This window comes from Streptomyces sp. 71268 (assembly GCF_029392895.1).
GTDB lineage: Bacteria > Actinomycetota > Actinomycetes > Streptomycetales > Streptomycetaceae > Streptomyces.
The window spans coordinates 7,963,159-7,975,204 of sequence record NZ_CP114200.1; the positions used below are offsets into that span (position 1 = coordinate 7,963,159).

Annotated in this window: 13 protein-coding genes and 1 pseudogene; 6 read left to right on the forward strand and 8 right to left on the reverse strand. The window is 74.0% G+C overall.

Annotated features, from left to right (window positions below):
• The first annotated feature begins 322 nt into the window (after positions 1-322).
• Complete coding sequence (locus OYE22_RS31710; RefSeq protein ID WP_277323640.1) at positions 323-685, forward strand: helix-turn-helix transcriptional regulator; 363 nt, start codon at positions 323-325, stop codon at positions 683-685.
• 51 nt (positions 686-736) lie between these two features.
• On the opposite strand, the gene OYE22_RS31715 is transcribed toward OYE22_RS31710, so the two are convergent.
• Together OYE22_RS31715 and OYE22_RS31720 are read right to left on the reverse strand one after the other, a co-directional pair.
• Complete coding sequence (locus tag OYE22_RS31715) at positions 737-2,140, reverse strand: FAD-dependent oxidoreductase (RefSeq protein WP_277323641.1); 1,404 nt, start codon at positions 2,138-2,140, stop codon at positions 737-739.
• A 191-nt stretch (positions 2,141-2,331) separates the two neighbouring features.
• Complete coding sequence (locus OYE22_RS31720; protein WP_277323642.1) at positions 2,332-3,087, reverse strand: TetR/AcrR family transcriptional regulator; 756 nt, start codon at positions 3,085-3,087, stop codon at positions 2,332-2,334.
• A 448-nt stretch (positions 3,088-3,535) separates the two neighbouring features.
• Here OYE22_RS31720 and OYE22_RS31725 point away from each other — a divergent pair, with 448 nt between their 5' ends.
• On the forward strand, positions 3,536-3,757 hold the full coding sequence (locus OYE22_RS31725; protein ID WP_348652260.1) for a hypothetical protein: 222 nt from the start codon (positions 3,536-3,538) through the stop codon (positions 3,755-3,757).
• Between the two features lie 172 nt (positions 3,758-3,929).
• On the opposite strand, the gene OYE22_RS31730 is transcribed toward OYE22_RS31725, so the two are convergent.
• Entirely contained in the window at positions 3,930-4,625 is a 696-nt protein-coding gene (locus OYE22_RS31730; RefSeq protein ID WP_277323643.1) for an HAD-IA family hydrolase, read from the reverse strand.
• 235 nt (positions 4,626-4,860) lie between these two features.
• On the opposite strand from OYE22_RS31730, the gene OYE22_RS31735 reads away from it, so the two are divergent.
• The gene (locus OYE22_RS31735; RefSeq protein ID WP_277323644.1) at positions 4,861-5,439 is read left to right on the forward strand and encodes a TetR/AcrR family transcriptional regulator; all 579 of its coding nucleotides are present in this window, start codon (positions 4,861-4,863) and stop codon (positions 5,437-5,439) included.
• Positions 5,440-5,583: 144 nt separating this feature from the next.
• A complete protein-coding gene (locus OYE22_RS31740; RefSeq protein ID WP_277323645.1) occupies positions 5,584-6,819 on the forward strand; it encodes an NAD(P)/FAD-dependent oxidoreductase in 1,236 nt (411 codons plus the stop codon).
• A gap of 124 nt (positions 6,820-6,943) precedes the next feature.
• On the opposite strand, the gene OYE22_RS31745 is transcribed toward OYE22_RS31740, so the two are convergent.
• From OYE22_RS31745 to OYE22_RS31760, 4 genes and pseudogenes are all read right to left on the reverse strand, one after another.
• Positions 6,944-7,744, reverse strand: coding sequence for an SAM-dependent methyltransferase (locus OYE22_RS31745; protein WP_277323646.1), 801 nt, complete (start codon positions 7,742-7,744; stop codon positions 6,944-6,946).
• A 376-nt stretch (positions 7,745-8,120) separates the two neighbouring features.
• A pseudogene (locus OYE22_RS31750) lies at positions 8,121-8,405 on the reverse strand (protein kinase family protein); the annotation flags it as partial.
• A 201-nt stretch (positions 8,406-8,606) separates the two neighbouring features.
• Positions 8,607-8,891 carry a hypothetical protein gene (locus OYE22_RS31755; RefSeq protein WP_277323647.1) on the reverse strand — a complete coding sequence of 95 codons (285 nt, stop codon included), beginning with the start codon at positions 8,889-8,891 and terminating at the stop codon, positions 8,607-8,609.
• A 27-nt stretch (positions 8,892-8,918) separates the two neighbouring features.
• Entirely contained in the window at positions 8,919-9,395 is a 477-nt protein-coding gene (locus OYE22_RS31760) for an ATP-binding protein (protein ID WP_277323648.1), read from the reverse strand.
• Between the two features lie 110 nt (positions 9,396-9,505).
• On the opposite strand from OYE22_RS31760, the gene OYE22_RS31765 reads away from it, so the two are divergent.
• Both OYE22_RS31765 and OYE22_RS31770 read left to right on the forward strand, forming a co-directional pair.
• On the forward strand, positions 9,506-10,408 hold the full coding sequence (locus OYE22_RS31765; RefSeq protein ID WP_277323649.1) for a helix-turn-helix transcriptional regulator: 903 nt from the start codon (positions 9,506-9,508) through the stop codon (positions 10,406-10,408).
• On the forward strand, positions 10,405-11,247 hold the full coding sequence (locus OYE22_RS31770) for an SAM-dependent methyltransferase (RefSeq protein ID WP_277323650.1): 843 nt from the start codon (positions 10,405-10,407) through the stop codon (positions 11,245-11,247). The genes OYE22_RS31765 and OYE22_RS31770 overlap by 4 nt, the downstream gene beginning before the upstream one ends.
• Before the next feature lie 64 nt (positions 11,248-11,311).
• On the opposite strand, the gene OYE22_RS31775 is transcribed toward OYE22_RS31770, so the two are convergent.
• Entirely contained in the window at positions 11,312-11,965 is a 654-nt protein-coding gene (locus tag OYE22_RS31775; protein WP_277323651.1) for a response regulator transcription factor, read from the reverse strand.
• Between the last annotated feature and the right edge of the window lie 81 nt (positions 11,966-12,046).

Consider the following 12,046-nt stretch of genomic DNA (forward strand, 5'->3'; position numbering starts at 1 on the left):
CTCGCCTGGTGGTGCTGCGCGTTCTCAAAGCGCTGTGCGCGCGGCCTCAAGTGTCCCGACAGGGGCGGGACATGAACAAACCGGCCGGCGATCTTTCACTCATTTGCAGTCGTGGCCCGGAACGCGAAAACGAAAAGCATATCGAGCGACTTTCACGCGCGATCGTCGTCGGCGGCGAGGAGCGCGGGTCCCGTATCGAGACGACGAAGGCCCTTCGCTTTTCCCGGGCGGTGTTGTACGATTTCCGTCGTAGTACGGCGGATGGCAAAATACGGCGCGCCCCTGCCGTGCCCCGCCGTTCGGAGCAGCGTGAGGAGCAGCCGTGGCAACTCAGCAGGCCCCCGCCCCGTCGGGCCGGGTACTCGACCACCCGGACGTCGACGAGATCCGCCTCGAACACGTGCTGCACGCGCTGTCCGACCCCATGCGCCTGCGCATCGTGTGCCGGCTCGCCACCGACGGCGGCGAGCTGGCCTGCTCCGTCTTCGACCTGCCGGTGAGCAAGTCCACCTGTACCCACCACTTCCGCGTGCTGCGCGAGAGCGGCGTCATCCAGCAGATCTACCGCGGCACCGCCAAGATGAGCCTGCTGCGCGAGCAGGAGCTGGAGCGCCTGTTCCCCGGCCTGTTGGACAGCGTGCTGACCGCCGCCCACCACCAGGAACAGCGCCTGGCCGCGCGCTGAACCACGAGCCCCGCCGCGGCCGACCGGGCCGACGGCGGGGGCCCCGTGCCCTCAGGGCCGGGCGCGCGCCGCGTCCAACAGCCCCTCCCAGTCGGGGATCTTGACCTGCGCACGCCCCAACTCCCGGCCCAGCGCGGCCTCCGCCTCCTCGATCCGCAACCAGCCGGGCCACTCCACCGGCTCCTGGCCCAGCCGGCGCAGCGCCGCCAGCGGGTCGGCGGCCACCTCCCGCGAGGCGAGCCGCGGCGCGTCGGCGAGCAGCGAGTTGACGGTCTCCTTCGCGCAGGGCCGGTTGGTGCCGATCACACCCGTGGGTCCGCGCTTGATCCAGCCCGCCACGTACTCGCCCGGTGACGGTTCCCCCTCCCGCAGCACCCGGCCCGCCCGGTGGGGTACCGTGCCGCGCTCCGCGTCGAACGGCAGGCCCGGTAGCGGCACCCCGCGGTACCCGACCGAGCGCAGCACCAGGCGCGCGTCGATGTCCTCGTACCGCCCGGTGCCCACCACCCCGCCGCGGCCGTCGGGCGTCGTGCGCTCGAAGCGCACCGCGCGCACCCCGACGCCGCCGGCCGCCCCGCGCTCGACGGCCGGGCCCGCCGCGCCGGTGGACGGCGCGCTGCCGTGGCCGAGGAGTGCCACGGGGCGCAGGAAGAAGCGCAGGTGGATGCGGCGCGGCCGGTCGGCCGGAGGCTGGGTCGCCCAGGTGCGCAGCACGTCCACGTTGCGCCGGTTCACGGCGGGCAGGCCCGACGGGTCGGCGAACGCCGGATCGAGCGCCAGCTCCTCGGGGCGCACCCGCACGCTCGCCCCGGGCAGCGCGCCCAGCTCGCGCAGCTCCTTGGTGGTGAACTTGGCCTGCGACGGTCCGCGCCGGCCCACCACGTGGATGTCGCGCACCCGGCTGCGTCCGAGCGCGGTGAGCGCGCCCGCGGGCACGTCGGTGGTACGCAGCTCCGCCGCGTCCCTGGCGAGCACCCGGGCCACGTCCACCGCCACGTTGCCGACGCCGATCACCACGGCGGACGGGGTGGCGAGCGCGAACTCGTCCGCCTCAGCGTCCGGGTGCGCGCTGTACCAGGAGACGAAGTCGGTGGCCGAACGGCTCCCCGGAAGCTCCTCGCCCGGCACCCCGAGGTGGCGGTCGGCGGCGGCGCCTACGCAGTAGACCACCGCGTGGTAGAGCTCGCGCAGTTGCTGTGGCGACAGACCGGGGTCGCCGACGCGCACGTGGCCGAGGAAGGTGACCCGGGGGTCCTCAAGGACGGTGCGCAGGTTGCCCTGGAGCGACTTGATCTTCTCGTGGTCGGGAGCCACCCCGTAGCGCACCAGCCCGAAGGGGCAGGGCAGTCGGTCGAGGACGTGGACGACGATATCGGGCACGACGGTTTGTTGGAGGAGGGCCTGTGCGGTGTACACACCGCTGGGACCCGAACCGACGACGGCGACGCGGAGCACGGCGGAACTCCTTCCCGCTGGGTTTCCAGCATGGCACCGGCGCGGGCGCGGCGGGAGGCGTGCGCCCACCGGAGCCGACCGCCCCCACCACCGGCGCGACCGCGGCTCGGGCGCCGGGCGCCCCGCCGCCGAGCTCACCCGAGCCCACGGGCCGCCGCTCGGAGCACGCGCCGGCGTACGCTCCCCGGCGGTCAGGTGTGGGACACCGCGGGCCCGGCAGCGTCCGCGTCGTCATCGGAGGCGGGCGTGGGCCCGCTCCGGCCGGCCGGCGTGGTCGGCGGGGCGGACGCCTGCGGGGCGGACGTACGTTGCGGGGCTCCGGTGGGCGCGTCCGGCGCGTCGTCCGAGGCCGGCGGGTCACCCTGTTCCCAGTCGAGGCCGTAGCGGTGGAAGAGTTCCGCGCGCAGCCGCGCCGTCGGCATCGGCGCACCGGGCAGCAGGACGGCCACGACGGCGCCCATCAGGAGGGCGCGCAGCAGCCGGTAGTCGGTGTCGGGGTCGTCACTGCCGTACGCGACCACCGTCTCCCGAAGCAGCTCGGCCAGCCGTTGCTGCTCGGCGCACTGGATGAAGCCCTCCGCCTGCAGGATGCCCGCCATGTGCGTACGCATCAGCCGGGGCCGGTCCCGGGCGAGGCCGAGGATCGCGTCGATGGCCCGGGCCAGCAGCTCGCGCCCCGCGTCGTCGCCGGTCGGTACGGGTTCGCGGGCCAGCGCCGCCGCCAGTTCGGTGTGCATCAGCCGGTGCACGGCGGACTGGAGGAGCTGGCGCTTCCCGGGAAAGTAGTACGACACCAGGCCGCGTGCGGCGCCCGCGCGATCGGCGATGCTCGCGAGCGTCGTGGCCTCGTAGCCGTACTCATCGACAAGATCGACGGTCGCCTGGAGCAGACGCTGTTGGGAGCGTCGGCGCAACTCCTCATTGACCGATGCGCTGCGCGGGGACATGCTGTAACTCCTGCGTTGACTGGCTCGAAGCCAATATACTCAGTGGGTCTCCGGTTGTCCGCCCCTTCTGAACAGGGCGAACGCCGGTTTGGCCGCCGATTTCGGGCGACGCGGGGGATCGTCCGAAATCGGCGGTCGCTACGAGGGCAAGACAGCCAGCGACCGTGGTCACAGCCGTGGGTGGAAGCGGACTCGCGGTCGGCCCGGCGCTCTCGATTGGGCCGCGGCGGCGGAAACCGCCGGCCGGCAAGCGGGTCGACATGACCGCGCTGTCGCACCGGCCTCGGTGACCCCACCCTCGCACCGCGCACCCAGCACGCACCCCCGCCACGCAGCACTCTCCCGTCCCCGGGACCCCGGTCTACCCGCGAGTAGGCGTTCTCGCCCGGGCGGCTACGGGAAGGCTGACCGCGTGAACGCATACGAGTGGGATCGCACGACGATGGCCATGATCGCTTGCGCACTCGCCAACGACAGCGACGGCGCGGGCGCCCTACTGGAGCCCCTGGACGACCGTGACCTGCGCCACGTCGTCGTCCGGCTGGCCGCGATGGCCGCCGAGGCGCTCGTCACCGAGGCCGACCACGCCGGCTCCGACCGCGAGGAGGTCATCGCGCGCTGGCGCGCCAGCATCCTCGCCCACGAGGCCCGGCACGACGCCGCCGGCTGACCGCCCGGCGGCGAGCCCGCCTCGCCGCCCCGCCCATCGCGGCCGGCAGGGGTGACGCCCTCGGCCCGGCTGCCGGGCCGGGGCCCAGTGCCGTACCGGGGCGCGCGCCCGCGTGTGCCCGCCGGCCACCGCCCGGGGTGGGCCCGGGCGGTGGCCGCGACCGGCTCGGGCCTCAACCGGCGAGGTCGAGCACGGGCCGCAGGCCGTCGGGGCGCTGGTCCACCGGGAGGTGGTCCACGAAGTGCACCTGGCAGCCGATCGCCGCCGCGCCGCCGTCCGCCCGCCGGCTGTCACCGACCATGACCGTCTCGGGCGCGCTCGTCCCGAGGGTGGCGCAGGCGAGCTGGAACAGGGCGGGGTTCGGTTTCGTGATGCCGTGCTCGAAGGAGAGCAGGTAGGCGTCGACGAACCGGTCGAGCCCGTGCCGGTGGAAGACCGGGCGCAGGTCCCACCCGATGTTGCTCACCACGGCTATCCGTACCCCGCGCTCCCGCAGCCCGGCCAGCACCTCGGCGGCGTCGGGGTACGGCTCCCAGGCCACCGGGTCCTTGTGGCGCTCGTACAGCGCCTCGTGGAGCCCCGCGTACGGGAGGCTGACCTGGCGGGCCTGCGCGAGATAGGCGGCGCGGTGCTGGCTGCCGCTCAGGTCGCGCGCGTGCCAGTCGGCGGCCAGGTGGGCGGGCACGTCGCGCGGCGCGGTGCCCCCGGGTTGGGCGCCCACGGCCCGCAACTCGTGGAGGGCGCGGGCGAACTCCGGTGGCGCCAGGTCGAGCCCCACCGCGTCCAGTCCGGCGCGCAGCCAGCGCTCGGCCGGCTCGACGCGGAAGAGGGTTCCGGAGAAGTCAAAGAGTGTGCCCTTGGCCGTCATGGCGGCATGATGCCCGCCCGCGACGCCCCCGTGTTCCGTCTCCCGAACACGGCCGGATTCCGCCAGCGAAGCCGCGCCGTCGCGCCACGCCCCCGCACCACCCCGCGCGCCGGCGCGAGCCCGTCGGCCGGGTTGTCGTTCGACAGCGACTGAACAAGCGTTTAATCTATTGAACGTGTGTTCAGCTTCGGATGACAGGACCGCTCGGGCGACCATTCGGGACGAGGCCTCGCGGTTGTTCGCCGCACACGGCCCGGACAGGGTCACGGTGCGCCAGATCGCCACCGCTGCCGGGGTCTCGCCGGGCCTGGTGGTGCACCACTTCGGGTCCAAGGACGGGCTTCGCGCGGAGTGCGACCGCTGGGCGGTGGAGACCTTCGAGAACCTGCTCGGCGAGCTCACCCGCGAGGAGGGCGGGGCGGCCCGGGACCCGGAGGCGACCGGCTCGCTGCACGAGGCGCTGGTGCGCCACCTGCCTCCCGACTCGCCCCTGCCCGCGTACCTGCGCGGGCTGCTGATGTCCGACGAGGAGGCCGGGCGGCTGCTGTTCCGGCGGCTGTACGCGGTGAGCCGGGCCGCGCTCGACGACCTGGCCCGCGCCGGACGGGCGGAACCGGGTCCCGATCCGGCGGTTCGCGCCGCGCTCCTCCTCGCCAACGACCTCGCCGTCCTGCTGCTGCGCGAGCGCCTCGCCGACGTGCTGGGCGTCGATCCGCTGACGCGCGAGGGCATGGCCCGCTGGGCGCCGGAGGTGCTCGACCTCTACGCCGTCGGCCTGGGCGCCACGACCCGCGCCCCGGGGGAGGGTGTTTGAGCTGTCTCGTTCCCTCGGCCCACCCCGGCGCGGTGACCGGCCCACCCTGGCGCGGCGACGGGGCGCCCGCCTGGCGCACGGGCGCCACGGCGCGCCGAACCATGCCGGCCCGGTCGGTCGGCCGGAGCCCATCGGAGGTACACCATGCTCGAACACGCCAGTCTGGAGAGTCAGTTGGCGGCCGCCGCGACCGACCGGTTGCGCGTGCTGGTCGTCGGCGCCGGCGCCGCGGGGCTGACGCTGGCACAACTCCTGCGCCGGCAGGGCCTGCACCCCGTCCTGGTGGACAAGGCCGCCCCGCACGCCGCCGCCGGTTACATGCTGGCCCTGATGCCCCTGGCCGACCCTGTACTCGACGCCCTCGGCGCCATGGACGCGTACCTGCGCCACAGCACCCCGATGCGCCGCTACCGCATCCGTGGGCGGCACGGACAGCCCCTGCGCGAATACCCCATGGGCCGCCTGCTGAGCGAGGCCGGCCACTACCGTGGCATCTCCCGGGGTGCGCTCATGGACGTGCTCGCCTCCCCGGGCGGCACCGTCACCCACCACACCACGGTCACCGCCATCGAACAGACGCCGACCGCAGCGCGCGTCACCCTCGACACACGCGGGCGGTCGTACGCCGGCGCCTTCGACCTCGTCGTCGCCGCCGACGGCCTGCACTCCAGCACGCGCCAACTCGTCCTCGCGCCCACGGAGGTCAGCACCTACGACACCGGCTGGGGTGGCTGGGTCGGCTGGGCGGACCCGGACGCGGAGCCCGACCTGGGCTGGGAGATCTGGGGGACGGGGATGTTCATCGGTACCTACCCGGTCAAGGACCGGGTCGGCGTCATCGTGTGCGGGCCGCGCGCCACCACCCGGCACGGACCCCGCCCCTTCGTCGCGCACGCCCGTGCCGGCCTCGACGGGGTGGACGCCCGGCTGGACCGGGCCCTGCGCCAGGTGGCGCACGGCGACCAGACCTACTTCTGGCCGCTCACCGACTGCCGCGCGGCCCGCTGGGCGGACGGCAGGGTGGTGCTCGTCGGCGACGCGGCGGCCGGGTTCCTGCCCACCGCCGGCATCGGAGCCTGCATGGCCATGGAGTCGGCCGGCGTGCTCGCCGCCCACCTCGACGGCGCCGCCCGCGACGAGGTGCCGCGCCGACTGCGCGGCTACGAGCGGGCCCAGCGCCCCCGGGTGGAGGCGGCGCAGACCAATTCGCGCGACCTGGCCAAGCTTATGTTCCGCGGCGGTCGCGCTTACTCGTTGGCCCGCGACCTCGCCTTGCGGAGCGTCCCCCTGGAGGCCGCGATCCGTCCGATCCGCCGGCTGCTCCGCACCCGGCCCAGCATCACGCCCGGCGTGCGCCGGGGCGACCGTACGCCTGGCTGACGCGCGCCCGCCCGCGCGTCCCAGCCGCCCGCGCCGCGACCGGCCACGGCCGGCGCGGCCCCCGCCGCACGGCGCGCGGGCCGGCGACGCACCCGTAGCGCGCCGTCGCGACCGCCCCGGCGCGCTACGGCTTGCGCCCGACGCCCGCGTACATGTTCACGGCTGTCGCCTCCGCCAGTTCCTCGCCCGGCTCGGGCCGCCAGTGGTGCATGGGCACGACGCCGGGGGACAGGAGTTCCAACCCCGCCCCCGTGAACAACTCCTCGACATCGGAGCGGGTGCGGAGATACATGGGGATGCCGCGACGCGTGTAGGTGGCGGCCAACGCGGCCGATTCGGGAGCGAGTTCGGCGGTCGCGAGGGTGAGCGCGAGGTAGCTGCCGGACGCCAACGGCTCCAGCAGGCGCTGGATGAGCCCGCCGGCGTCCTCCACGAACTGCAGCACCGCGATGATGGTGAGCGCGACCGGTCGGCTCAGGTCCAGCGTCTCGTGCAGGTCGGGGGCGGAGAGGATGTTGTCCGGCTCGCGCATGTCGGCCTCGATGTAGGCCGTGCGACCCTCGGGCGTGCCGGTCAGCAGGGCGCGCGCGTGGGCCAGCACGATCGGGTCGTTGTCCACGTACACGACCCGCGCCTCGGGCGTCACACCCTGCACCACCTGGTGCAGGTTGGGGGCGGTGGGGATTCCCGTGCCGATGTCCAGGAACTGGTCGACCTTCGCCTCGGACGCCAGCCAGTTGGCCATCCGGTGCATCACCGCGCGGTTGATGTGCATGCTGGTCCGCAGCCCGGGCCAGGCTTCGAGCGCCGCGGCCGCCGCCGCCCGATCGGCCTCGTAGTTGTCCTTGCCGCCCAGGATGAAGTCGTACACCCGCGCCGAGTGTGCCCGGGAGAGGTCGATGCGCTCGGCGTTGTTGCCCGTCATGTCCGTCTGCCTTCCGATGTCTTCCGTGTTCCGTGGTGGGTGACCAACCCTGGGCACCCGGGCCCTGACCCTTCGTCGGCGTGCGCGTGGACGCGGCGTCCACAGGGACCACGTGCAGGGTCCCGCATCCTACGGTCGGTTGGGTACGGCTCGTCGCTCATCCGTGCCCAACGCACGGGAGTTGGGTGGCGCGCCCTCATGGCGGCGGTTCCTCTCCGCCTGACAGCGTGGCCGGGAACGGCGTGCGCTTGCTGACCGTCAGCAGGTCGTGGTGGAAGTCGTGCAGCGACAGGGCGACCCGCGCGTGGCGGTCGATGACCGCGCCGTGCTCGGCGCTCACCACCCTTCGCGACCGACCCGCCAACCAGTCCTCCAGGCCCACCCCGTACTGGTACCAGGTGGGCAGGCCGAACAGGTTGGCCGTCGACCGGGCGTGCTCCGGGCGAAGTTCGCGTTCCGTGAGCGGTACCCGCTTCACGAACACCGGCACCCCCTCGACCTCCAGCACGGACGACCTGCCGCCGATACCGGAGCCGAGCGGCGTGGCGCCAGCCAGCAGGTCAGCGAGGCGGCGATCCGCCAACCCGGACAGTGACGCGCCAACCTTCCGCCACGCCGACACGCGCGCCGCACGCCGCTCGGCGGGGTGGCGACGGCGCATGAACGGCTCCTCGGGACGGGCCCAACGCGGGGCACGGACTGGCCTCATGATCCCTGCCCCGCCGCGCGCCGCGCACCTGACCCCACCCTTCGCGCCCCGCGCCGCCGGTCCGCCCCTCGCGACGGGCCGACGTCCAGGTCCCGTACGAGCCCCAAAAGGGTCACATCCGCCGCGAGTTGTGGCACGCCAGTCGCGACGGTCTCACGGCCGGTGTTCGGGTGGGGTCCAGGCGTGTGGCCAGCGCACCCACAGTCCCGGCTCGTGCGCGTCCGCGCTGGGTGGGGACCAGATCAGCGCCTCACCGGGCAGCAGCACACCCATTTCCCCCCAACCGCCGATGGCGGGCGAGGGGGCACACCCGGTGGGGTCGCCGACCGGATACGGGGTCTGGCCCAGGGCCTCCAGGCGGGTGAGCGCGTCCTGGAGGTCGCGTACGGCACGCTCGATCTCGGCGGCGTGCACATCGTGCCTGGGGTCGGGCGGCATGGGCGCTCCTTCTCGCGGGGGGTGGGGTTACAGCTCGGCCCAGACCAGACGGTTGACGCGTCCCATCCGGGTGCCCCAGGCGCGGGACATGGCCGCCACGATCAGCAGCCCGCGCCCGGATTCCGGCAACGCACGGACCTCGCCCGGGCTGACCTCGGGGGAGCGCCGGGGGCTGGGAACGGTGGTGCCCGGTGGTCCCCACACGCTCAACCGCACCGTGTCGGTGGTGCGTTGGATGTGACACCACACCAAGCGCGGCGGGCTGCCCCGGTGGCGCGCGCCGTGCACGATCGCGTTGGTGACCAGCTCGCTGACCAACAGGGCCGCCCGCTCCACGGAGTGCTCGTCAAGTCGCCAGTGGCGTAGGGCACTTCGCACGTGCTCGCGCGCGATCGACGCCCCCTCGGGCACGGCCGGAATCCAGCGCGAACAGTCACCACCCTCGCCCCCGCGACGGCGTTGACGATCGCGGGGGGACTCGGGGGTGAACGCCTCGTCAGCCATAGCCACCACCATGCGTGTGAATCACATGCCATGCAATTCACACAGTACGATTCGCGATGATCGGTTTTCGTGTGGTGCGGAGACCGGCCCGGCGAGCGTGGAGGAGTGACGTGAGCAGGCCACGGTCGGGGCCGACGGTGGAGCACCGGGTGCTCGCCGCACGACTGCGGCTCCTGCGTGAGGTGGCCGGCAAGTCACTGGCCGACGCCGCCGCTGAACTGGGCAAGCACACCATGACCGTGCGGCGCATCGAGGCCGCCGAAACCGCCCTGGACATCGGCCAGATCGAGACCCTGCTGCGGCTGTACGGCGTGCCACCCCACGAGATCGACGCGACGCTGACGCAGGTCGCGGCGGCGAGCCGGGCGGGCTGGTGGCACCGCCACCGCGCCGCCATGCCACCCGGCCAACACCGGTGGATCGGCATCGAGTCGTCGGCCTCCTTCATCCGCCTCTGGCACCCCAGCCTGGTGCCCGACGTGCTGCGCACCCCCCGCTACGCCGCCGCCCTGCACGCGCTGTGCCCCGGGACCAGCACGGCTTCGACCGACGAGGCCGTCGCCTTCCTGCTGGCACGCCAGCGGCGACTGCGCGAGCGCGGCGTACGCGTGTGGGCGCTGCTCGGCGAGGCGGCCCTGCACGCCGTGGTCGGCGACGCGGAGGTGATGGCCGAACAGCGCCAGGCGTTGTGCGAGGCGGCCCGGCGCGCGGGTTGCACGGTGCAGGTCATGCCGCTGGCCGCGCCACCCCACCCGCTGAGCGAGACGCCGCCGCTACGGCTGCTGCGCATCCCGGCGCCCGAGATCGACGACCACGCGGTGTGGCAGTCACCCGGCGGGAACGAGGAGGTCACCGACGCCCCGGACACCGTGGGCGCGCTACGTCAACGCCTGGACGCCGCCTGTGCCTCGGCCCCGCCCCCCGCGACCCCGCTCCCCACCCTCGACGGACCCGAAGAACTCCAAGGACTCGACGGACCCGAAGGACTCGAAGGAAAGGCTGCACAGCGATGACATCCGCCGCCCCGGCCCAGCCGGCCGAGCCGCACCAGCCAGCGCCCTCCGACCACCACGTGCCCACCGGCGTGGACCCCTCCGTGCCGCACTCGGCACGCGTCTGGGACTGCCTGTTGGGCGGCAAGAACCACTACGCCGTCGACCGGCAGGCCGCCGCGGCCTTCGAGGAGGCGATACCCAAGGTCCGCGCCTACGCCAGGTCCGGCCGCGGGTTCCTCACGCGCAGCGTGCGCTACCTGGCGGCGGAAGCGGGGGTGCGCCAGTTCCTCGACGTCGGCGCCGGCCTGCCCACCGCGTACAACACGCACGAGATCGCGCAGAGCGTCGCCCCACAGTCCCGCATCGTCTACGTCGACCACGACCCGATGGTCCTGCTGCACGTGGGGGCGCTGCTGACCAGCGCCCCCGAGGGCGCCACGGCGTACGTCGAGGCCGACATGCGCGACACCGCCACCGTCCTCGGCGCCGCGAGCCGCACCCTCGACCTCAGCCGCCCCGTCGGCCTGGTCCTGTCCGACGTGCTCGGCCACATCGTCGCGGACGACGAGGCACACGCCGTCGTACGCCGCCTCGCCACCGCCCTGCCCACCGGCAGCTACCTCGCCCTCAGCCACGCCACGCCCGGCGACCCAGCCGCCGTCGCGGCCCAGGAGGCGTACAACGAGAGCGGCGCGATCCCGTACGTCCTGCGGGACCGGGAGACCATCGCCCGCTTCTTCGAGGGGTGGGAACTGGTCGAACCCGGGCTGGTCACCTGGCCCCGGTGGCGCCCCGACGCCGCGACCGAACAGCACGAGCACGTCCCCGGCTACGCCGCCGTCGCCCGCCTCCCCTGAACTCTCCGGTGCCCGCGACGGGCGCGTCGGCCCGCGCGCCCGGCCCGCCCGTCGCGGGTGAGGCTCACACACCCAGGCCCGCGTCGCGGGCCAGCAGCGCGGCCTGCACGCGGTTCTCGCAGCCCAGCTTGGCCAGGATGCGGCTCACGTACGTCTTCACCGTCGCCTCGCTCATGTGTAGCCGCTGGCCGGCGTCCGCGTTCGACAGGCCCTCGCCGAGCAGCGCGAGGACCTCGCCCTCGCGGGCGGACAGCGCCTCCAGGCGGCGGCGGGCCTGCTCGGCGCGGCGCGCGTGCTGGCCCGAGGCCAGCGAGTTCACGACGTGTCGGGTGGCGGCGGGGGACAGGTAGGCGTCGCCGGCCGCCGCGGCCCGTACCGCACCGATGAGCTCGGCCGGCGCCGAGTCCTTCAGCAGGAACCCCGCACTGCCCTCCGCCAGCGAGCGCAGCACGTTCTGCTGCTCGCCGAACGTGGTGAGGACCAGCACGTTCGTCTCCGGCACGGTCCGCCGCAGCTCGGCCAGGGCGGTCAGGCCGTCCATCACCGGCATCTGGAGGTCGAGCAGGACGACGTCGACGCGACCGGACTGGGCCCGCTGGACGGCCTCGCGCCCGTTCGCCGCCTCGCCGACGACGTCGATGTCGTCCGCCGAGGCCAGGATCATCCGGATGCCCGCTCGTATGAGCGGCTCGTCATCCGTGACGAGAACCTTGATCACGACTCTCCCGGGCTCCCTCGAAGCGATCATCCATCCGGCCACGGGACATCATCCCCGATCAGGGCGCCGGGCCGGCCGGGC